The organism is Sphingomonas corticis (assembly GCF_012035195.1).
In the GTDB taxonomy this organism is placed as follows: Bacteria; Pseudomonadota; Alphaproteobacteria; order Sphingomonadales; family Sphingomonadaceae; genus Sphingomonas; species Sphingomonas corticis.
Genome location: NZ_JAAVJH010000020.1, coordinates 1 through 20696, shown reverse-complemented (window position 1 = coordinate 20696; position 20696 = coordinate 1). Strand labels below are relative to the sequence as shown.

Here is a 20696-nt window from a genome sequence, read left to right as displayed (position 1 = left end):
GCCATCGCAATCAGGTGGTAAGGGTGCTGCGAGTCCAATCGGCGGCGAGGCACTGCCGCCGCCACCTAGCGACACGTAGGAGCCAACAGCGTATCGACGCCCGTCGCTCGTAACAACGAACTGCCCACTACCTTCCTTTACGAGGCGCGACCCGAGCGGCCAGATAACCAGCGCATCGCCGATCCGTATACAGCCGTCGCGAACCGTCAGCCTGCCCTTGGCAAGGGCGGTCAGGGCTATGTCTGGAGTGAAGGAGCGAACAGGAAGATGCAGCGCGATGGGCTTGGCCGCGCAGCCAGCGCAGGCGAGTATCGCGACGATCAAGAGGTGAGGTTTCATAAAGACACTTTGGAAGCTCTTTAGGATCGGTTGAAATTAATCAGGTTGTTAAATAAGTGAAGCGTAGGTCAAGCGTGTTCGCCGGACCTGGATGATTCTGGCCTATTAAGTCGTGAAACGCCTGAGCGTCTTCCCGAAGAATCGCAGGCCAGTCCTTCGGTTGATTGCCATGCGCTGCACTACAGGCAGCCCCCACCATCAACGCTATGCCAAGAATGGAACAGACCTGTTGCCGCACTATGCCCCCTATGCGTGATATGGCGGCGTGCAGTATGTCATGATCGACCGGAGCATCAAAATCACTGGACTTTGAGCCGCTTATGGCGAGCCGCAGCGCTCGGGTGTCCGGAAACGGACATCTGACGGTACTTCCCAAAAAAGCGAACGGCAGCGGGACGGTCAGCTCATTCCCGTTAGGATCTCAATCGGAAATGGCTGCTGACCCATGTCAGCATTCGAGCGGGTCAAGGCAGAACAGCTCTTCGACGGGACGTCCGAGCAATTGAGCAGCCTTCAACGCAAGTAAGGGGCTGTCGGAACCAACTTCGACGAGCTGCCAACCGAGCGTTTCGGCGCATGGAGGTCGGGCAAAGCCGTCAAAGACGCTCATTATTCGTGTCTCCCTTGCGCCGCGCCGACGACGGCTATCGGCCATTGCCACGGTTTGTACGCGCCGTTGCAAGCATCGCGGCCGTCGTGAGACAGCCCGCATTCTCACCGATCATGGGTTGCGAGAAAGCTGTCGCCTTCCCGCTTCAGCATCCCAAACGGGACGATCGAGGCCAGCGCAGTTCGACTGGTTCGGTCATAAACGTATATCTGTGCGCGTTCTATGCGTCGTCCGCTGTTCGCGAAAACCTTCCTTTCTGACGACCTTGCCGGCGGGCCATGACCGCACCGCATTTCTGCTGCCCGCCGCTTGTCAGAACTGTTCTGAAAACGTGCTTCGCAAAAGCGTCTGCCGGCGACGGGTTTGGAGAACCCACTGGTAGAAAGCGTGAGCACGACGCCTCGTTTGCAAGCAGCGCCGGATAATGGCGAGCACACTGGCAGATAATTTGAGCAGGTTGCCACGCGCCAGTGGCAGATAGCGTGAGCAGAAAATCTGGCTGTTTGCGAGCAGGCGCCGTTATGATTGCAAGCGCCTACAGATAGGTGTCGAGATAGGTGTAACCCGCGAGAAAGAGGAACGCGGTCCCCGCGATGGCCAGGGCGGGGACAGCCGACAGCACGAGCGACAGCAGCGTCGAGAGACGCGGAACGGGTTGCGGCGATCCGGCCGATGACGATTCGTGAGGTTCGTTCGTCGGTGTTGCCGCAGGCGTCACCGCGTGGACTGCTGCGCGAGTGACGGGGCTGCCGGTCGTGTTGGCTGGCGCAGTTCGCCATAGGCAAGCAGCCCGATCACCGCGACTGCCACGCCGGCGACCCCGAACGCGGTGCGCGCAACGCCGATCGCGCGTGCCACCCTGCCTGTCCGCAGCTTGCGCCAGCCGCGATCGACGCCGGTGCGCCATGACAGCCAGCCATCGGCGATATCGCTCGCGCCGAACATCGCGATCGGGATCCCGATGGCGAGGATAACGTGTCGCGTCTCCAGCCCCCCGAACGCGACCGTCGCGACCGCGGCGAACAGGATGACGAGCGCGACCGCGTGGATGACGGTATAGACCGGGCGCAGCCGGAAGATGCGCGCGCGGGGCCGCGCGAGGTAGCGCAGGATCGGTCGCCGGCAGGTGTCGCATGCCAGGACCGGTTGCCCGAGTGGCCAGCGGCGCATCTGCGCCTGGCAATAGGGGCAGACCGGCCGCGGCAGGCTCATCATGTTCACGGCAGCTGACCCAGCCGGACCGCATCGGGCAGCGCTGCACGGATCTCGCCGGCCATCATGGCCGGACATATCCAGGTCGCGAAGACCGGATTCCAGACCCCCTTGCCCTTGCAGAGCGCCGCCAACGCCCGGGTACCGATCTCATCGTCGGGCGCGGCCCGGAACACGACCAGCCCATCGGGAAGCACCCGCTCCCCGATGCCGGCGACCACCCGCGCGCATTCCGTCACGTTCCGGGTCGTCGCGTCCGCGGACACGTTGGTCGATCGCTTGCGGATCATCGCTTCGGCACCCCCGTCGCGGGCTGTGCCGGCACCGGCTGCACGGTCTGCGCCGGGAGCGGCGCGGCCGCGGGCGGGACCACGGCGGGCGGTTTCGCCGGCACCAGCTTCGCTTCCAGCCTCGGTCGGGCATCGACCATCAGCTTCCTGTAGGCATCGACCATGGCGAGGCTCGTAATCTTGCCGATGTCGGTCGAGGCGTAGGTGCCGCCGAGCGCGCCGACCCCGAGCCCGAGCAGCAGCCCGCCGCCCACGACGCCGATATCCTTCTTGCGCGCCGAGCCGCTCGCGACCGCCTCCTGGATGCCGGTGTTCACGTCGACGAGCGTGAGGAGGACCTGGCTTTCCATCGTCTTGGACTTGAGGCCGACCGCCCCTCCGAACATGCCGCCGAGGCCGCCTCCGCTCTCGCGCGCCTTGCTGTCGGAATAGACCACCTGCACCTGAAGGAGGTAATCCGCCTTGGTGACGGCGCGCGGTGCGGTGTTGCCCTGGATCGCGCGCTCGCGCTCCAGCGCGGTGAACGCATCGCCGCGATCGGCGACCCGGAAGCAGCCCGAGCGCGCGATCATCAGCTTGACCAGCGGCAGCGGATCGACGCGCGCGGTCGATCCGCCGTTCTGCATCTCCGCCATCCGCATCAGCGCCTGCAGCTGCGGCGAGAGGCTGTCGGTCGGATTGGCGGTCTTCTCCTCGACCAGCGCCGCGACGCCGAGCGGCACGGGACATTGCGGAAGCTCGGTCGTCTCGTCGACGCCGGTGCCGCCCTGCCCCAGTTTCTGCGCGAGGAGGGTGGAAGGGGTGACGGCCGCGAGTGCGGCCGTCACGGCGAAAAGACGGGCAGCGTTACGCACCGGCCTTCGCTCCCTTGGCATGGGTGGTCGGGTCGCAGATGCCGGCGCGTTCCTCGTTGGTCGGCGTCGCCTTCGCCACCTTGTCGCAGTCGTCACACTCCCGGCAGTCCGCGCAATCCTTGCACTTGCCCTTGTGGTGGGCGTGCGCGCGGTAGTGCGCGGTCTTCTCCGCGGCGCGGTGCGCGGCGTCGGCTCCGGCGGTCTCGCCGGCAAAGCTCGCCATCGCGAGCAGGACCGGGCTGGCCGGCGCCGCGCTTGCTGCTGCCGGCATCGCGAACGCGAAACCGGCGAGCAGAAGCGATGAAATGGATCGTGCCTTCATTGTCGTTATTCCTTGCCTTGCTGTCAGAAGAAACCGTTGCGACGTCCGTCGCGCCGGTCGTCGTGGCGGGTGCCACCATCGCCGAGGGCCGACCTGCGGACCTCCAGCTCCACGCCGTCCCCCCTTGGCGGAGATACGGACGTCCTGCGGGGCGAGGCCTTGCCGCTTGGCCCAGCGGTCGGCGTCGGCGACCGACCCGAACTCGCCCATTTCCTCGAAACTCCAGTTGCTCATCCGACCCTCGCGCCGTTGGTCGCGGGCGACGACGCGCGAGCGTGCCGGCGACAGGAAAAGGACTGACGCGCGTTGAACGGGGTCATTTCAGCGGCTCCGGACCGGAGACCATGAGCCGCGTCGGCAGGTTGCCGTCGGGACGCCGCCTGAGATCGATGCGGTGATGCCAGCCCTTGTCGAACGTCATCAGGTTGACGACCGTCTCGTACGACGTGTTCGGGCCGAAATAGTCGGCGGGACCGTGCCACTTGCTGCCCTCGACGAGCCGCACCCTCCAGATGCCTCGCGGGACGGGGACCTCGACCCGGTCGTTGCCGGCGACATAGATGGAGAGAGCATGCGCGCCCGTGTCCGGGTCGAAGAGCTGGACGACGGCATTGGCATCGCTGGTCTGGACGGCGAGATGGCTGCTGACGCGCTTGCGTGACAGATCGCGCGCGGCCGTGACGCTGCCGGACTCGGGAAACGGCAGCGCCGGTTTCCAGTCCGGCATCCAGCCACCGCGCTTCATGTCGCCGTACATCAGCACGAGGTATGTGAGCAGGGACAGGACCGGGATCGCGACGCGCGCGATCGCGACGATGCGATCGCGACCGGCCGCATGCCGCGATGCCTGGGTGCGGGCGTGGCCGCGGCTGCGAGCGCGGGCACGCATATAGTCACGGTCAGCGAGCCCCATCGCGGCCTCCGGGGTGAAGAGCGCGGGTCCGCTTCATGCGAGCGGCGCCGGTCGTGCGGCGATGCGGCGCACGGTGAGGTTGCTGTCGCGGCCGAGCCCGAGGTCGAGGATGTGGCCGAGCTTGCGGGTGAAGCGCATCGTGCCCTCGATCTCGTCGTGGATCGTGCCCTTGCCGAACAGGGTTTTGGCATCCGTCCATTCGCGACCGTGGACGAGGCGCAGGCGGAAGCGCCCGATCGGCACCGGCACCGTCACGCGTTCATGCGCGCGGATGTAGACCGACAGGGCATTGCGGCCGGTTTTCGCATCGATCATCTGGATGATCGTGTTCTCGGCACCGCCCTGCGCGGTCAGCTTCGCGACGACCCGCTTCAGGTCGAGGCCGACGGGCACGCTGACGGTGCCGGAGGCGGGGAAGCCGCGTCCCTGCGGATAGACGAGCGCCTCGTAGCGCTGCGCGATCCAGCCGCGTGCGCCGATACCGGTCGCGAGTAGCGCGACAGCGACGCCGGCGACGATCGCGGTGCGCAGCGTGCCGGACGATCGCTTCGGTCGCCAGCGCCCGCGCTGGTAATCGTGGCCGCGGTTCTTCGCCTCGAACCAGGAGCCTTTGCTCGCCGACCCCGAAACCCAAGACGCGCTGCCGAGCGGAACGTCGAGTTCGCAGCGGGTCTTGCGGTCGTTCCACCGCAAACCTTGCGCGGGCAGACCCTGGCGCTGGCGATATCGCTCACGCATATAGTCGCGGTCATCGAGCCCCATGATTGCTCTCCATGACGGTGGTGGCCGGAACGACGCTGCTGGCGCGCCATTGCTTGAGGTCGTGAATGCCCATCAGCGCCGCGACGACCCATCCTGAGCAAAGAAGGAGACCGATCAGCCCTTCCGCGGCGGTGGGCTCGTTCTGCGGGTTGACGATCACGACCGGCGGGAGCGGATCGGGCCGGGGCTGCCAGCTTTCGGCGATCATGCGTTCGGTCCGCTCGTCGATCTGCGCGGCTGCCTCGTCCAGTCCGTCCGCGAAGTCGCCCTGCGCTTCGATGATCACGGTCAGAGACTGCCGGATCGCCTCCAGGGTCATCGTGGCCCCGGCACCCGCCTGTCCGTAATATCCCAGCGTTCCGACCATCCGCCGAAGGTCGACGAGAGAGCCGCGAAGGCCGGCAGCCTGTTCGCGGAACAGGTCGCCAAGCTCGATCTCGTCCGGGTCGATCTCGATCTCCACTTTCATGACGAAGCCTCCGGGGTTCGTGGAGTGCCGATCGAAGGGGTCGTTATGGTCGGGCCGAGAAGGTGCGATCGAACCTTCTCGACAGCGTGCCATGCGAGGACCATCAGTGCGGCAGCGCCCGCGCACAGCAATATCCGGTGGGCAAGACCAAGGATCAGCTCGGCGGAACTCATCTTTCGGGCCGAGGCAGTCCGCGACGCGGCGTTGCGCTCATAGGCAAGCGCACGACCGTCGAGATCGCTTGCCGTCCGTTCGTGACAGACGATGCACTCTTCGACCGCTGCCCGCACGTCGGGGATCACGCCGGAGGGGTCGTAGGCTCTGCCGTCGGCCGACCGTAGCGCTCTGGCGAGCGGGCGTAGGTCGGTGACGAAGCGTCGCATCGCATCGGCATGGTCGCGCGACAGCCGTGCGCTCTCGAGATCGCCGCGATGCAGGAGAACGTGATCGTTCATGTCATCCTCGCCGCGCGTGGATGGTGGAAGCGGTTCGGCTGGAGGCATGGACCCCCATCCGCATTGTGGTTCCCGTCATCACCAGGCGCGCTCCGCTTCGGAGAGGGCGGGCGACAGACCCATCGTGGTCGCGACCTCGATCCGCCCGAGCATCGCGTGATCGCGCAGCGAGGCGATGACGGCGTCGGTCTCACGGGTCGACCGATCGGGATCGTGTCGCACGAACAGGATCGTCGAGGCGGGGCCGGCGAGCCAGCGTGCGATCGATACCCTCGGGAAACGCGGGTCGTGATCGGCGATGACGAGGAGCGGCGCGGTGACGCCGGCCAGCACGGTCATGCCCCAGCGCAGCGCATGGCCGTTGGCGGGATCGTGTCCGGCCGCTTCGGCGACGGCTTCGGGCGGCAGCGCGCGGACCAGGTCGCGGACGGCGGCAAGTCCGGCTCCGGGCTCTCTTCCGCCATGTTCCATCGCGCGCAGCAGCACGTAGCGATAGGCACCGGTGTAGCCTGCGCAGATGCGCGGCTCGGCGGGAAGGAACGCCTCGACCGCCGACGAGCGCGCATGGTCGCTCGGGTGATCGGCGAAGAAGTCCCAGTTGCCGTGCGCGGGATCGATAAGGAGATCGCGCGTCTGGTCGGCAAGCGCGGTGAACGCCGCGCCGTCGCCGATAACGGCGATCCGGTCGCCGCTTCCGGCGCGCACCGCATCCAGCATCGCCGGGTTGAGCGTATCCGGAGTCGCGAGCGTGAGGCTGGCACGCACGGGTTCGGGTTCGCGGCGGAAGCGGAACGGATAGCTAATCCCCATGTCGGGGTGACCTTTCGTGGGCTGGAGGGGTGAAGGTGCCGCCTTCGGTGCGGAGCGAGGCGCCGATGAGCGCACAGCCGATCGCCCAGGCGAGGGTGAACAGCCCCGCCAGAGCCGCAAGGAGCCCCGCCAGACGGCGTTGCCGGGACGAGGACCACGGAGCCCCATGTCGGGCATGGCCCGCCCTGGCGGCGCTCTGTGCGGCGTCGGGCGCGAGACGGCTTCGGCATCGATCGCCCCGGCGGGCGGCGCATCGAGCCGGACGGTGCGCCCCGGTCCCGGTCGGCCGCGCATGTACGGGCGATCGTCGAGGCTCATCGCGCGGTTTCGCGTGCGTTGCGCGTGGCGCGCAGCGCGCGGCCGAGCGGCAGCAGGACGAGGTAGGTGAGGCCGAACATCGCGGCCATCGCGAGCGTCTCCGCGCCCCAGGAGAGCGCGTGGTCGTGCCGTGCCAGGCGGCTGCATTCGGCGAGCGTGTGGGTATCGAGGTCGCAGGGGTGCCAGTGCTTGATCGCGAGGACCTGTTCGAGCGTCGGGGGTGATGGCGGCATGGTCACAGCTCCAGTCCGATGTCTTTTTCGGGATAGGGAAGTTCCGGCCCCTTCGGCTCGACCGGCACGGTGAAGCGCGACAGGTCGAGCGACGGATCGGTGCGAATATCGATCGGCCCGGACCGGGTGGCCGGCCTGTCGGAGCCTTCGCCTGTCCCGCCGATCTTCTCCGGGCCGCGATCGAGGTCGGGCGGCAGCGACGGGTTGAAGGGCTCCGGGGACGGACCCGGGGAGGACGATACGGCCGATCCCTGCCCGGGCAGCGCGTCCGCGCCCTTCGCCGGATCAATCGACAGCGCGCCGATGGTTTCGAGCGCGGAGGTCTTGTTGCCCTCGTTGCGCTCGATCGCGGCGGTGAGCTTCTCGCGGTCGTCGGTGAACAGCTGGATGTCGTCGCGCACGCGGGTCACGGTCACGTTGAAGAGCCGCTGGTTGGAGAGGTTGGATTCGGTGTGGCTCATCACCGCGATCGCGGTGTCGGCGGTGATGCCTTGCGCGGCGTGCATGTTGAGCGCGTAGGCGAGGCTCAGGCGCTCCATCATCGGGTCGCCCGCCTTCAACTCGTGGAGCGTGCCGTCGCTCGCCTCGACCTTGATCCCCGACGGATCGACCGAGACGACGCGCGCGATGTCGTTGTTGTTGAGGCCGCGTTTCTGATCGTTCTGCGTCCAGCGGACCTTGTCGCCTTCGTGGAGCCGGATCTGCTCGCGGTGCGCGAGCTGCATCGCGTCGGTCTTGTCGATCGGCGAGATCTTCTGGGGGTCGAAGGTTTTGACCCTGTTGCCGATGAGGACCTGGACGCGGCCCTTTGCATCGACCCCGATCACATCCCAGGTGCCGCGCGGCAGGCCGAGGTCGCGCATGGCATGGCGCAGGTCGATGACCTTCTGCTCGCCGGGTTTCGCCTCGTAGCTGTGCGCGTAGCGCAGTTCCTCGCGAGTGATGTTGATCTTGTCGAGGACGGCGACGTCGACGCCGTTGCCCCTGAGCGTGCCCTCGGCGGCAAGCCCGTCCTGGATGCGGACGTTGAGTTCGGCGCGCGCCGTGCGCCCCGAGGAGAACATCGCGGTCGTCTCGCGCTGCTCCGGCGTCATCCCCAGCCAGTGGTCGGCCGCGGCCTTCACATGCGCCGGCGACGCGATGACCTTGTCGCCAAGCACGGCCATCGCCTCGCGGACCGCGCCGCGGTTGGTGAGCGCGGCGACGGTGCGCAGCTGCTCGGTCCGCTGGCGCAAGTTCTCGTCCATCCGCGCCATGGTGACCCCGCCGGCCTGCGCGAGCGCGAACGCCTTGCCGGCATCGACGGCGGTGATCTGCTGGCGGTCGCCGATCATGAGGAAGCGGTCGACGCCCAATGCGTTGGCGATGCCGGTCAGATGCTTCATCTGCTCGGAGCCGACCATCGAGGCTTCGTCGAGGATGATGGTGGTGCCGGCGAGCTCGTTTCTGGCGCCGTCATAGCCCGCCCCCCGGCCGGCGAGCGCGTGGCGGGCATAGCTGTGGACGAACGAGGAGACGGTGCGGCTCTCGATCCCGGCTTCGGCGCCGAGGCGATCGGCTGTCGCCTTCATCAGCGCCAGCCCGACGACCTTGCCGCCCTCCTGCTCGACGTTGCGCGCGACGCTCGCCAGCATCGTCGACTTGCCCGCGCCCGACACGCCCTGGACCGCGACGATGCGATCGGCGGAGGTCAGCGCCATGGTCGCTGCCGCCATCTGACCGGCGTTCAACGCCTTGTCGCCCGAGGCGGCGTTCAGCCGGTCGATGACGGCGTCGGCGGGCACGATGACGCGCCCCTGCCCCCTGCCGCGCTCGATATCGGCGAGGATGCCGCGCTCGGTCGCGAGCGCCTCGGGCGTGGTGACGTGGGTGACGACGCCGTCGATCCTGTCCTGCTTGCCGGGGATGAGCTGCCCGGCGCGGATCAGTTCGGAGACGCGCTGGTCGACATGGGCGACAGTGACGCCCTTCAACCCGAGATCGAGCGCGGTCTTGGTGACCTCGGGGATCGAGAAGGCGGCTTCGCGCTGGGCGTGGATGCGGATCGCGGAGGCGACGGCGTGCTGGGCGCGCAGGTCGTCGGGCGAGATGCGCAGCCGGTCGAGGCCGCTCGCGATCAGCGCGTCCCTGGGGTTGAAGGCTTCGCCGAGTGCGACGCGGATGCCGTCGAGCGCCGTGCCGATGCGCTGCATCGTTCCGGGCCGGCTGTCGAGCGCGTTTCCCGCGGCGCGCGCCTGGGCGGCTTCGACCAGCGCCTTGCCGTCGAACCCGATCGCCGCGGCACGGTCGCGCCATTCCTGGCGCAGCGCGTCGCGGTCCTCGACATTCAGCTTGGCATCGCGGGTGTTGTTGGTGATCTTGCGCAGCGCTTCGGTAGATTTCATGCCGAGCCTGTCAGCGGTCGCCAGGATATCGGCCCGGCGCTGGCTGAAGGTGTCGATCGCCTGTTTGGGGACACCGTTGACCTCGAACTGGCCGTGCTTGCCGGTGACGGTCGTCTCGTAGCCGATCTTCGCCAGCTCGGCGCGGAACTGCGCGTGATAGGCGGCGCCGATGACGGTGTTGTTCTTCCACAATTGCTGGTTGTGGAGCGCCTGCCAGGCGCCGTTCGCCATCCTGGTCATGTTGGCGACGAGGACGTGGATATGGCCCTGCGGGTCGAGCGCGCGGCTGGTGTCGTGCTGGAACAGCGCATAGACGAGGTTGCCGGTGCGCACCGCGTCGCCCGATTTGGAATGCTCGTAGGTCCGCCCTTCGGCGAAGGTCTTCTCGACCCAGCCCATCGTCGCCTTGACCGCGTTCATGTGCGCGGCGAGCACGCGGCTGTCGCCGGCGACATAGGCAAGGATGCTCGCTGACTTCGGCATCGAGAAGGTGAGGTCGACGCCGAGGCGCCGGTTCTCCGTCTGCCCGACCTTCTCGCCTGACGGCATCTCGCCGTTCAGGATCTTCTCGAAGTCTTCCTTGGCGACCTCGCCCGTCAGGCCGAGCTCAGCCGCGTGTTCCCCGCCCCAGGCGGTCGCCTCGGACGAATGCTCGGCGGTGTAATAGTCGTCCTTGGCGAAGTAGGACGCCGCACCCGAGGCGGATTTAACGGAGGCGACCGAGAGCATCGGCTACATCTCCATGTCGTCGTCGATCTCGGGCGAATGGTCGTGCCCGTGATGACGATGGTGGTCGGCGTTGCGATCGATGGCGAAACCGTCGCGCGTTTCCCGGATCGCCTGATCCTCATGCCGATCGGGATCGCTACGGCGGAGACCAGGATCGTCCTGCCCCCGTTCGGCATCGCCGCGGGACTGGTCGGCATTACCGGCCCCCTGACGGTGATCGACGAGCGACATTCCCATCCCGCCCATCGCGGCGTCGATCCCGGAAGCGCCGGTATTCGCGAGCCGCGGTACGGCGGCATTGACCGGCGTCGCGGCATCCGACGCGCGAACGGCATCCGGGCCGGCGGGGGCCGTCGTGACCGCCTTGCCGGTAACCTGGTCGAGCACGACCGGCACGGCTCCGACAACATCGATCCCGGTAGCCGCCTTCTCCGCCTCGCTCTGGCCCCTGCGCGGCTCGGGCGCGCCCTTCTCCGGCTCGATCCGTGCCCTCTCCTCCACGCCTCCTACCGGCCGCGTGGGTGTATGCTCCCTGCCTCCCTCGCCACCCCCATCCGCGCGAGGATTCGGGTTGTTCCGGCGACGCCGGTCCTCCGGCGAGACGTATTCGGTCGGCTTGAAGTTCTTGCGCGGGACAGCGCCCGGCGCGACCTCGGGATAGGATTTGTATTTGAGCTCGATCCGCGCGGCGGGGAAGCCGTCGGGGAACTTCACGAAGCCGTGGAGCGCAGGGAGGTTGGCGATGTCGTCGGGGATGACCAGTGGCTCGATCGCGGTGCGCGGCGTGAGCGTCGAGGCGTCGCGGGTATTGTTGTAGCCGTAGCTGTACGCCTCATCCATCTGGCGGACCTCGCGGTTGCCGATGAACTCGGAGCATTTTTCGGCGGTTGTGCGGTCGGCGGTGGCGAGGATCAGCTTGGTGCGGGCAAGGCCGGTGAGCGCGGTCGCGTTCTGAAGGCCGTAGGTCGCGACCAGCTTGTCGAACGAGTGGATGCCGAGCACGAACGCGCCCCCGAAATTGCGCGCGGATTGCAGGCCATGCTCGATGCCGGGGAGCGCATGGAGGGCGTGGACCTCGTCGAAGAGATACCAGGTCCGGAGATCGCGCGTCTTGGGCAGCCGCATGAGGTTGTTGACCGCAAGGTCGATCCACAGCGTGAACAGGCCGCGGGTCATCTCCAGGTCGTTGTACGAGCCGGTGATGAACATGATCGAGCCGTCGCGATTGTCGGTCGCGATCCAGTCGCGGATCGAGAAGGCGGGAGCCCCCCCCTCGACCGGGTCCGGCATGAAGCGGATCGCCTGCCCGTTGACGTTGAGGACCGAGCGGATCGACTCCGCCATGCGCGCGGCTTTCTCGGTCGTCAGCGGCGCGGCGATCGTGTCGTCCAGCTTGGCGTTGATCGACTTCAAATCGGCCTGCATCAGATGATGCGCGATCGCGGCGTTGTTGGCCTCGCCTTCCTCCTGAAGCTTGAGGCACATCTCGATGAAGAGCATGCGTGCGGCGTTCTGCCAGAAGGGTTCCTTGTCATCCGGATGCGAGGGGATGAGGGCCGACGCGGCCGACACGAAGTCGGCGTAGTTGCGGCATTCATCGAACAGCGTCCACGGCGCGCAGCGCTCGTCCATAGGGTTGAGGATGACGTCGGTTTCGCGGTCGTAGAAGGTCTCGACGAAGACGCCGGTGAGATCGAAGATGACGGCGCGATGCCCGCGTGCGCGGATCTGCGAGACGTGGCTGCGCAGCTGCGTCGTCTTGCCGGTGCCGGTGGTGCCGATGAGCATCGTGTGGCTCTGTTCGAGCCGCCACGGATAGGGGATGCCGGCGATCGAATAGGGCACATGGACGCCTTCGTCGACACGCTCCAGCAGCGGAGCCTTGGCGACGAGGTTGGCGTCCCAGGGCGGATCGTGCTCGGCGCACTCTTTTTTGAAGTGCTTGATGTTGTGCTTGCGGACCGCATCGAAGAGCACGTCCCGTACGACCAGCATGGCGCCGCGATTGTGGCGCTCCTTGAGCATGTCCGAGCCGCGCTTGTTGGCCCAGGTGATGAACCACATGATGAGCGGTGCGGCGACCGCGGCTGACATGACGAGCGTGGTCAGGAAGATCTTGACCGTCTGCTGCCAGGCATGAACGACGTGGGGTTCGTAGGGCACGTAACCGATCGGGACCTTGGTCACGATGCCGCTCGGGAGGGTCAGGTTGATGAGGTGGAAGCGGTCCGCGCCGACCCAGGTCCAGACGGCGGAATAGAGCTTCATCAGGACCAGCTGGAACTCCTGTTCGGCGAGCCCCAGCCAGACCATGATGTTGAACAGGACGATGAAGGTGCCGAGCCAGATCCAGATCGGCACCTGCACGCCCGCCCAGGCCATCTTGTACTGGCTGGAAAGGAGCTGCGACCCGCGCGTGAAATTGCCCGAGTTGCGCGTGATGCGCCCGCGCGCCGAGTGATGCTCGATGGTCGCGGCCTGACCGTTGAAGCGGATATCGCCCCTACGCATGGAAGGTCGCCAGGCGCTCTTTTGCGGCCGCCTTCAGCTGGGGCACGACGTCGCCGTGATCGCGCGCGATGATGACGTCGATCGCGGCCTGCATGTACTCCAAGACAAGTACCGCACGCGTGATGTTGATGCTGTGCTCGGCTTCCGCGAAGCGGACACCGAACATCATCGCCATCCGCGCGGCTTCGGAGCGCGAACACTGACGCTTGCTCGCAATCTTGTCGAGCGCCGCAATCTCGTCAGACGAAAGCCTGAACGCGATCGTTGAATTTGCCATGTACCACCTACGGTTAGGTGGCTGGCGGGGCTTTCGGAATGCCGACTATATACTCAGGTTGACCGAGTTGACAGGAAAAAGTTGTATCCACCGTGCAAACGTAGAAGATCGCGCGATATCAACCGCTTACGCTGTTTGCGCTTGACCGTTTGCAGGGGCAAACCTGTTTGCCGCTGCAAACGCGCCTCCTTTCAGTCACTTACACCTGCGGCTGCCGCGTACGGTGTGCAAATCTACAGGGACTTTTGTGGTCGTCGGGGCATCATGGCTCCTCGTCCTGATGTCGGGCGGGATTCCAGCGGGGAAACGCCGCAGGCGGGACAGGTTCAGCGTCGTTCGAAGCGGGTCTGCGCAGCGATCCAGCCCCACGACGGACCCGCCGAAGGCGAGGTCCGTCGCATGCTGTTCGGTGATCCGGCTTAGCCCGGATCACCGACTTCGATTCAGCCGTCCCGACGGTGTCATGACCGCCGTCGCTTGCGAGGTGTGCAGACCCCTGTCATCGTGACCGATGGAGGCAGTCGAAACCAACGGGAAAAGGTGCGACCATGGCACGGAGTATCGAGCAGGAACGGGTGCAGCTTGAGGCGGATGCGAAGAAGCTGGATGAACGCCGCAGGATGCTGGCCGATCGCGAGCGAGCGGAGCTCATGAAGGAGGTCGAGAAGTCGGGAATGTTCAAGGGCGATCCCGATCAGATCAGGGCATTGCTGGCGGGCGTGAAGAAGCTGGGCATTGCGGAGGCCGCGAAGCGGCTGACGGCATGAACCGATAGGGCACGATGCCTGCGACCATCCGGGCAAAACAAAAGGGGAGCGGCCATCGGCCCTCCCCTTTTTCGTCTCAGTCACAGGACCGGCGGGACTGAAACCCGTCAGGCAAAAAAGGGGAGAGCCGGGTGCAACCCCGGCTCTCCCGACGCGATGATCCGGGGGGAGGCTATCCCCAAACCATGCGTATCCGGGTTCGGTCCCGCCGTACTCGGCGAGCCGGTCGAAGCGATCGAGAGACGTCCCGGGGGCAAGCCGTTCGAGGTCACGACGAACGACCGGCTGACCGAGGATCTCCCGTAGTTCGGTGACCGGGATGCTGCCCCGATTGTCATCGGCCAGACGCAGCGCGTCGAGGACGTGATAGGCGTTCTGATTGGCGAGGTTTATCTCGGGCGCACCGTCCGGCGTATCGGCGACCCGCATCGTGATTGAGCGGGTCGCATCGTCGCGCCAGAAGCGGATGTTGAGCCGACGGAATTGCGCGTCCTCGACCACGCGGACGACATCTTCGGCATGGTCGAAGATCGCACAGACGCTGGCGAGCGACCACGGGCAGACGCGCGCTTCGAAGCTGCACGCGACCAGCGGATCCTCGTCATCGTGATCGAGCAATTCGCCGCGTTCGCGGGCGAAGGCGCGGAACGCAGCGAGCTGGCGTGCGGTGACGATGGCGGGCTTCGTATCGACCCGGCGACCGGCGCTGAGAAAGAAGGTGATCGACATGGCTGTGCCTCCCTGATGGAACCACGCACTCAAGCCCCCTGCCCTCGACCCGTAAGGGTCGCATGGTTCGTCGTCGGCATCGTCGGTCCGCAGGATCGGGATCGCCAAAAGGCTGGTGCGGGTCGGGAACCCGAGGGATAGACCAGCAGGCATGCGCGAGGCGTAGCGAACGGGCGACCCGCAGGGGTCCCCGTGATGCGAGCGAGCCGTGCCGCAGCGATGTCGTCGCGGCGGACCGGCACGGCGCGATGCGCAGCGGCAGCGTCGGCGATGCGCAGGCATCGCCACGCCCGCCAGCGAGCCGTGCCGGGAGGCCGGGCGGAACGCATGGATGCAGCCGCACCGGTCGAGGCGTAGCGAGCGCGACACGCGGCTGCGTGGCCGCGATGCGAGCGAGCCGGTGCGGCTCATGCCACCCGGCCGATCGGCGCGTGCGAGGCGTAGCGAACGGGCGATCCGCCGGGGTCGCCGTGACGCGAGCGAGCCGTGCCGGATCGATGCCCTCGCGACCGACCGGCACGGTGCGATGCGCGGGCGGCAGCGTCGGCGATGCGAAGGCATCGCCACGCCCGCCAGCGAGCCGTGCCGGGAGGCTGGGCGCGATGCTGGATTTGCCGCACCGGTCGAGGCATAGCGAGCGCGACACGCGTCAGCGTGGCCGCGATGCGAGCGAGCCGGTGCGGCTGATGCCACCCGGCCGATCGGCGCGTGCGATGCGTAGCGAACGGGCGACCCGAAGTGGTCGCCGTGATGCGAGCGAGCCGTGCCGGAGCGATGCGGCTGTGACCGACCGGCACTGCGCGATGCGCAGCGGCAGCGTCGGCGATGCTAAGGCATCGCCACGCCCGCCAGCGAGCCGTGCCGGGAGGCTGGGCGCTACGCATGGATCAGCCGCACCGGTCGAGGCGTAGCGAGCGCGACACGCGGCTGCGTGGCCGCGATGCGAGCGAGCCGGTGCGGGATGGGTGACGTGGCAGGATCGGCCGCAAGGTCAGTCCCTCGCGGCGCGACGGGGCTCGATGCCCCCGAGCGCCGCCCTGGGCGACGTAAAAAGGGGGAGAGGCCCCGGTTGCCCGGAGCCCCTCCATGGGTGTGCGTCAGGCGCGACGGCTGCTCGGTGCCGGCTGCATCGGGGCCTGATCGGCGATGCGGAAGACGTGGAGCGGGACGCCGGCGGTGCGCATCTTGCGGGCGAAGTCGGACTGGACGCCCGAGCCCTCGCAGACGATCGCCTCGACGGGGCGGAAGGAGGCGATGCGGTCGTTGCGCAGGAAGGCCGCTTTCGGGCCGTAGCGCGTCTCCAGCATCATGCGCACCAGCTTGGTCCCACGCGACGACGCCCACGCGGCCGCGACGGCGTCGGCACCCTTGTTCATGCCGGTGGTCATCAGCACCATCGAGGGGATGCGGCGCTTGATCTGGTCGAGGCGGTCGAAGAGCTGCTCGTGGTCGTGCCAGACCTGCCCGCCGGTGAAGGCGACGATGGGGCCGGTCGGGTTATGGTCTTCCCGGCGCTTGGCGGCGCGCGCGGCGAGATAGTCCTTGCCGTCGATCACCGAGGCGGTGAGCTTGGAGGAGACCCTGCTGCCGCGCACGGTGTTGAAGGGGCGGCCCGTCTCGACGCGGAACACCTCCCCGGCGTGGTCGCGCATGCAGCGCATCGCTTCGGCGCAACCCTCCAGCGTCTGGCAGAGGAGCTGGGTGTCCTCCAGTTCGACCGCGTAGATCTCCGAGGGGTCGAAGGCGGTGACCATCTCCTTCAGCTTCTTGGCGGCGTCGTCCTCCCGGCCCTCGATGCGCTTGGCCACCATGTGGAAGGAGTTGACGAAGCCCCATGCGAGGTCGGCGGCGAACTCTTCCATGCGGGTGTCGCGGAACACATCGAACATCGTCGCGAGCATCTGCTGGACGGCGTTGGCGGCCATCTCGGGGTCGGGCATCTCGGTCTTCTCGGGGGTATCGAAGACGGTGAGCTTGGCCATCTCGCTGCCCTCGACGAAGGCGCCGTCGTAGGTCTGGCGGGTGTCGTCGTTGATCGCCCGGCCCATGTCGTCGAAGCTGCGGAAAGACTTGGTCATGATTGCCTCCATGAGTTGAAAATCCCACCTTCTCTCGGTGAGGTCCCTCATCAGGCATGCGGCGGTCAGGGCGGTCAGGGACGTTAACCGGGAAGCCGTGCCGCGCAGACGGCACGGACCCCGGTTGACGCTCGCGCGCGGGGGAGCCGATTTTCTCGCGGGGCCGCCTTCTTCAGGCGGTCGCGCGTGAAAATTGGGGGGACCGCGCGTCCTTGACGGCCCGCCAGCCCCGCATGCCATGCTTCCTCATCACAGAGAGAGAAAATATCATTTTGTGGCAGGCACGCCGGGTCGGCCCGAGCACGGGCGGCGGTGATGCGCCGGCACGGCGCGGCGCCGCAAAGGTCGCGCCAGTGAGCCCGGGAGGGCGAACCAGCGGCCGTCGCCCGCGCGCAGGACGCCCGGCGCCGGCATAGGGATCGAAACCCGCAAGGGCGGAGACCCGGCACGGGGCTCCGCAAGGCCCGCCAGGGCCGGTGAGAGCCCGGTCCCGCCCACAAGGCGGGACGCCCCGATCCTGTCCTCCCCCGATGCCGAGCAGGCACCACAGCGGTATTCAGAGCGAGACCCATAGCAGCAGGTTCAGTCCGGATCGTAGCTGTCGTCTCCGACATCATAATCCGGCATCTCCTGATACCCCGGATCATCCAGATCACGGTTTGCATCGGGATCGTCGGCTTGCCCGTCACCCACCCCAACCGGCATGTTGGTGCCGCTCGGTTCTGGCTCGATGACGGTATCGTCATCGAGCCAGCAGCGGCGCGGGCAGTGGAGCAGCCGGTGACCACGGTGGACGAAGGGACGCCCGTCGATGACGATTTCCCGCTCGGCGAGACGCCGGCAGGGCTCGTTACGGCGATTGCGAAAGCCGCACGGCACCGCCAGCGTAGCGGCCGCGACGGCATCGCCGTCGCCGGCGCCGCCGGCGGGTGCCGGGGCATCCGGTTCGGGATCGGGTGCGAACGGGTCGCCCTCGAACATGTCACGCTGCGCGGTCATGATGACGGTCCTTTCCGTCGGGAGGCCGCGCGGGTGCAAGGCCGTGGTGCGGATGCACCATGGCCGGGTCCTGCGCGGGCGGTGAGTGGAAGCATGCGCGAAGGGCGGCGCCGCCAGGCGCCGCCCGTCTTCGGCGGGTCAGTAGAACTCGGCCCGGTCGGCGATGATCTCGCAGCCGTAGCGGTCGTTGCCGTCGGCGTCCTGCCAGCGGGTGTAGTGGAGGCGGCCCTCGATCGCGATCAGGTCGCCCTTCTTGCGGTTGCCGGCGATCGCCTTGGCGAGACCGTTGAAGCAGGTGACCTTGTGGTATTCGGTCTCCTTGACGGTGTAGCCGTCCTCGCCCTTGTAGGTGTGGCCGTCCTTGTTCAGCTTGGGGCGGTCGGTCGCGACGAAGATGGTGGCGACGCTGGTGGCGCGGTTGACCTCGCGCAGCTCGGGGGTGCGGGTCAGGCGGCCGATCAGGTTCACGTTGTTCATGGCGATTGCTCCCTCGCGTGGTGCCGGGCGGACCGTCCGCCGGTGTCACCTATGAGCGAGCCGGCCCGGGGCCGCGCACCGGAAGGGCGACCGGGACCGTCGCGCAGGCGACGGGCACGGGCGACGTGGAGGGAAACCCCTTTTGCAGGGGTGGTGCGGGCAGCCGCGCTTCAGCGCGGCAACACGGCCCTGCCAAAGGGGTTGCGCGGTCCCGGGCCGGATCGCAGGTGACACGAACCGGCGGATGGGCCGTCCGGCATCACGCGAGGTTCCCGGAGCGATCGCCATGAACAAGCCTCGTGAACCGACCCGATCGGCCGCCTGACCCGCACCCCGGGCGATCCGGCGCGGGGTCGTGAACCGCACCGTCAGCGTCGCCATGGCGGGACGCCCGCGACCGCCCCGGGCTGGACAAGGACGGCCACCCGGGCGGGGACTGCACCGGCATGGAGGCCGGATGCCGCAGGGTCGCCGGCGGGCGACTGCTCGCCAAGGCGATCGGCGGCAACTGCTGGATGAAGGAAGGGCGTGCCTGATCGCGGGTCGAGGATTGCACGCCGTCACGAAACCCGCTGGCAGGACGCCGACGGCTCTACCGTCCGCTTGACTGCGGGATCGTCGCCGACCGGGCTATTCCTGCGCGGCCCCCCGGGGACGGGTGGTGGTTGGCGGCGCTGCCCTTCGCGATGGAGGGGAACGTACGGCCGGTCCAATATTAGCGAGAGGTAGTGACCTAGCCGAAGAATTTGGCGATGGCGGCGCCGGCGGTCATCAGTGCAGCGGCTGCCACGGTCGCCTGAAAGAGCAGGGTTCCCGGGAAGAACCGAACCTCGAGCTTGGTCTTTGCGAGATCGGCCTGTGTCTTGGCGATCTCGGCTTGCATCTTGTCGATGCGTGCGATCTGCTCCCGGATGTCGAGCGTCGGTTCGGGTGCTGCGGTCGCCATGGTGGTCTCCATATAGCGTCGATTGATGAACGAATGAAGCGACTGATGGGTCGCCAACGTCTGTTTTTGATCTGCCGTACGCCGGCAGCTGGCTGCACGTTGACAGGGACCGCTTCGGTAATGAAGCGATCCCCGTCGTTTCGACCGTGGCGGGCGACGCATCGGCGTCGCCCGTGGTCGGTCAGGCGACCTCCTCGACCGGTGCGGTGGTCTCGCCGAGGCCGTCGTCGCCCGGCGTGCCGCCCGAGGGTTCACCGCCGTCCGCTGCGAACGGCGGCAGGTCGTCGCCACCCTTGGGCGCGAGCGCGCTGGTGACGTCGCGGCGCTTCTGCGCGCGTTGCCAGACGATGTTGTACGAGCCGTCGTCCTGCCGGAAGGCGGAGACCTGAAGCGGGGCGCTAAGCGACGGATCGTCGATGCGGCCGTTGAGGAAGGCCTCGCCGGTGTTGTTGGAGGTAAGCTCGAAGAGCGCGCCGACCTGCACCCACGTCCGGCCGGGGGTGAGCGCGTGGATCTCGTAGCGCGGCGCGCGCGGGTTGGTGGAGTGGACCGGCTTCAGCGCGATCGTCATCGCGACCGCGAGCGTGGAAATCCGGCCCATGAAGATGCCGCTCTCGTTTTGCTTGATCGAACCGATGTTCATGACGTGTCTCCTGAGATTGTCGTGCTGGACCCCTTGTCCTCGACACTCATCTTCAACCCTCTCTCCTCCCCGGCCCTTCGGCCGGGCAGGGCGCGAAAGCGCCCCTCACCGACCGCGTTCTCACGCGGACGGTGGACCGTCCCGGGGTTGATGAAGGGATCGTCCGGGAGCGCGCAAAAGCCGATTGGAGAGATATGCTGAGCCGGGAGGCCGGCGCGTGCGAGGCGTAGCGAACGGGCGACCCGAAGGGGTCGCCGTGACGCGAGCGAGCCGTGCCGGGAGGCCTGGCGGGATGCTGGATGTGCCGCACCGGTCGAGGCGTAGCGAGCGCGACACGCGGCTGCGTGGCCGCGATGCGAGCGAGCCGGTGCGGGACGGGTGACACGGGCATGATCGACCGCAAGGTCAGTCCCTCGCGGCGCGACGGGGCTCGATGCCCCCGGAGCGCCGCCCTGGGCGACGTAAAAAGGGGGAGAGGCCCCGGTTGCCCGGAGCCCCTCCATGGGTGTGCGTCAGGCGCGACGGCTGCTCGGTGCCGGCTGCATCGGGGCCTGATCGGCGATGCGGAA

At 67.4% G+C, this 20696-nt stretch carries 21 protein-coding genes; all 21 read right to left on the bottom strand.

Annotation, left to right across the window (positions count from 1 at the left end; all coding sequences use genetic code 11):
- Nucleotides 1-787 precede the first annotated feature (787 nt).
- Nucleotides 788-949, bottom strand: coding sequence for a hypothetical protein (locus tag HBH26_RS18275; protein WP_168136081.1), 162 nt, complete (start codon nucleotides 947-949; stop codon nucleotides 788-790).
- A 535-nt stretch (nucleotides 950-1484) separates the two neighbouring features.
- Nucleotides 1485-1667, bottom strand: a complete 183-nt coding sequence (locus HBH26_RS18270; protein WP_168136080.1) for a hypothetical protein — start codon at nucleotides 1665-1667, stop codon at nucleotides 1485-1487.
- A complete protein-coding gene (locus tag HBH26_RS18265) occupies nucleotides 1664-2164 on the bottom strand; it encodes a hypothetical protein (RefSeq protein WP_239024922.1) in 501 nt (166 codons plus the stop codon). Before HBH26_RS18265 ends, HBH26_RS18270 begins: the two co-directional genes overlap by 4 nt.
- Nucleotides 2165-2166: 2 nt before the next feature.
- A complete protein-coding gene (locus tag HBH26_RS18260) occupies nucleotides 2167-2451 on the bottom strand; it encodes a hypothetical protein (protein ID WP_168136078.1) in 285 nt (94 codons plus the stop codon).
- Nucleotides 2448-3278: a CsgG/HfaB family protein gene (locus tag HBH26_RS18255; protein WP_338057454.1), complete on the bottom strand. Its 831-nt coding sequence runs from the start codon at nucleotides 3276-3278 to the stop codon at nucleotides 2448-2450. The genes HBH26_RS18260 and HBH26_RS18255 overlap by 4 nt, the downstream gene beginning before the upstream one ends.
- Before the next feature lie 19 nt (nucleotides 3279-3297).
- A complete protein-coding gene (locus HBH26_RS18250; protein ID WP_125962587.1) occupies nucleotides 3298-3627 on the bottom strand; it encodes a hypothetical protein in 330 nt (109 codons plus the stop codon).
- Between the two features lie 316 nt (nucleotides 3628-3943).
- Nucleotides 3944-4540 carry a hypothetical protein gene (locus HBH26_RS18245; RefSeq protein ID WP_168136076.1) on the bottom strand — a complete coding sequence of 199 codons (597 nt, stop codon included), beginning with the start codon at nucleotides 4538-4540 and terminating at the stop codon, nucleotides 3944-3946.
- 33 nt (nucleotides 4541-4573) lie between these two features.
- Nucleotides 4574-5302 carry a hypothetical protein gene (locus HBH26_RS18240; RefSeq protein ID WP_168136075.1) on the bottom strand — a complete coding sequence of 243 codons (729 nt, stop codon included), beginning with the start codon at nucleotides 5300-5302 and terminating at the stop codon, nucleotides 4574-4576.
- Nucleotides 5289-5771 (bottom strand): hypothetical protein, encoded by a 483-nt coding sequence (locus tag HBH26_RS18235; RefSeq protein ID WP_168136074.1) that lies wholly within the window; start codon nucleotides 5769-5771, stop codon nucleotides 5289-5291. The genes HBH26_RS18240 and HBH26_RS18235 overlap by 14 nt, the downstream gene beginning before the upstream one ends.
- Nucleotides 5768-6226, bottom strand: coding sequence for a hypothetical protein (locus HBH26_RS18230; RefSeq protein WP_125962582.1), 459 nt, complete (start codon nucleotides 6224-6226; stop codon nucleotides 5768-5770). Before HBH26_RS18230 ends, HBH26_RS18235 begins: the two co-directional genes overlap by 4 nt.
- A 78-nt stretch (nucleotides 6227-6304) precedes the next feature.
- Complete coding sequence (locus HBH26_RS18225; RefSeq protein WP_168136073.1) at nucleotides 6305-7036, bottom strand: type IV secretion system DNA-binding domain-containing protein; 732 nt, start codon at nucleotides 7034-7036, stop codon at nucleotides 6305-6307.
- A 314-nt stretch (nucleotides 7037-7350) separates the two neighbouring features.
- Nucleotides 7351-7587, bottom strand: a complete 237-nt coding sequence (locus HBH26_RS18220; RefSeq protein WP_168136072.1) for a hypothetical protein — start codon at nucleotides 7585-7587, stop codon at nucleotides 7351-7353.
- Nucleotides 7588-7589: 2 nt separating this feature from the next.
- Entirely contained in the window at nucleotides 7590-10700 is a 3111-nt protein-coding gene (gene mobF, locus HBH26_RS18215) for a MobF family relaxase (RefSeq protein WP_168136071.1), read from the bottom strand.
- A 3-nt stretch (nucleotides 10701-10703) separates the two neighbouring features.
- Nucleotides 10704-13211 carry a type IV secretion system DNA-binding domain-containing protein gene (locus HBH26_RS18210; RefSeq protein ID WP_168136070.1) on the bottom strand — a complete coding sequence of 836 codons (2508 nt, stop codon included), beginning with the start codon at nucleotides 13209-13211 and terminating at the stop codon, nucleotides 10704-10706.
- Complete coding sequence (locus tag HBH26_RS20505) at nucleotides 13204-13488, bottom strand: hypothetical protein (protein ID WP_209308668.1); 285 nt, start codon at nucleotides 13486-13488, stop codon at nucleotides 13204-13206. The genes HBH26_RS18210 and HBH26_RS20505 overlap by 8 nt, the downstream gene beginning before the upstream one ends.
- Nucleotides 13489-13949: 461 nt before the next feature.
- Nucleotides 13950-14984, bottom strand: coding sequence for a hypothetical protein (locus HBH26_RS18200; protein WP_168136069.1), 1035 nt, complete (start codon nucleotides 14982-14984; stop codon nucleotides 13950-13952).
- Between the two features lie 1097 nt (nucleotides 14985-16081).
- Entirely contained in the window at nucleotides 16082-17302 is a 1221-nt protein-coding gene (locus HBH26_RS18195; protein WP_420825000.1) for a DUF2493 domain-containing protein, read from the bottom strand.
- A gap of 342 nt (nucleotides 17303-17644) precedes the next feature.
- Nucleotides 17645-18061, bottom strand: coding sequence for a hypothetical protein (locus HBH26_RS18190; protein WP_168136068.1), 417 nt, complete (start codon nucleotides 18059-18061; stop codon nucleotides 17645-17647).
- 138 nt (nucleotides 18062-18199) lie between these two features.
- A complete protein-coding gene (locus tag HBH26_RS18185) occupies nucleotides 18200-18538 on the bottom strand; it encodes a single-stranded DNA-binding protein (RefSeq protein WP_168136067.1) in 339 nt (112 codons plus the stop codon).
- A 733-nt stretch (nucleotides 18539-19271) separates the two neighbouring features.
- Complete coding sequence (locus tag HBH26_RS18180) at nucleotides 19272-19496, bottom strand: hypothetical protein (protein ID WP_168136066.1); 225 nt, start codon at nucleotides 19494-19496, stop codon at nucleotides 19272-19274.
- 169 nt (nucleotides 19497-19665) lie between these two features.
- On the bottom strand, nucleotides 19666-20127 hold the full coding sequence (locus HBH26_RS18175; RefSeq protein ID WP_168136065.1) for a DUF736 domain-containing protein: 462 nt from the start codon (nucleotides 20125-20127) through the stop codon (nucleotides 19666-19668).
- Nucleotides 20128-20696: the final 569 nt, after the last annotated feature.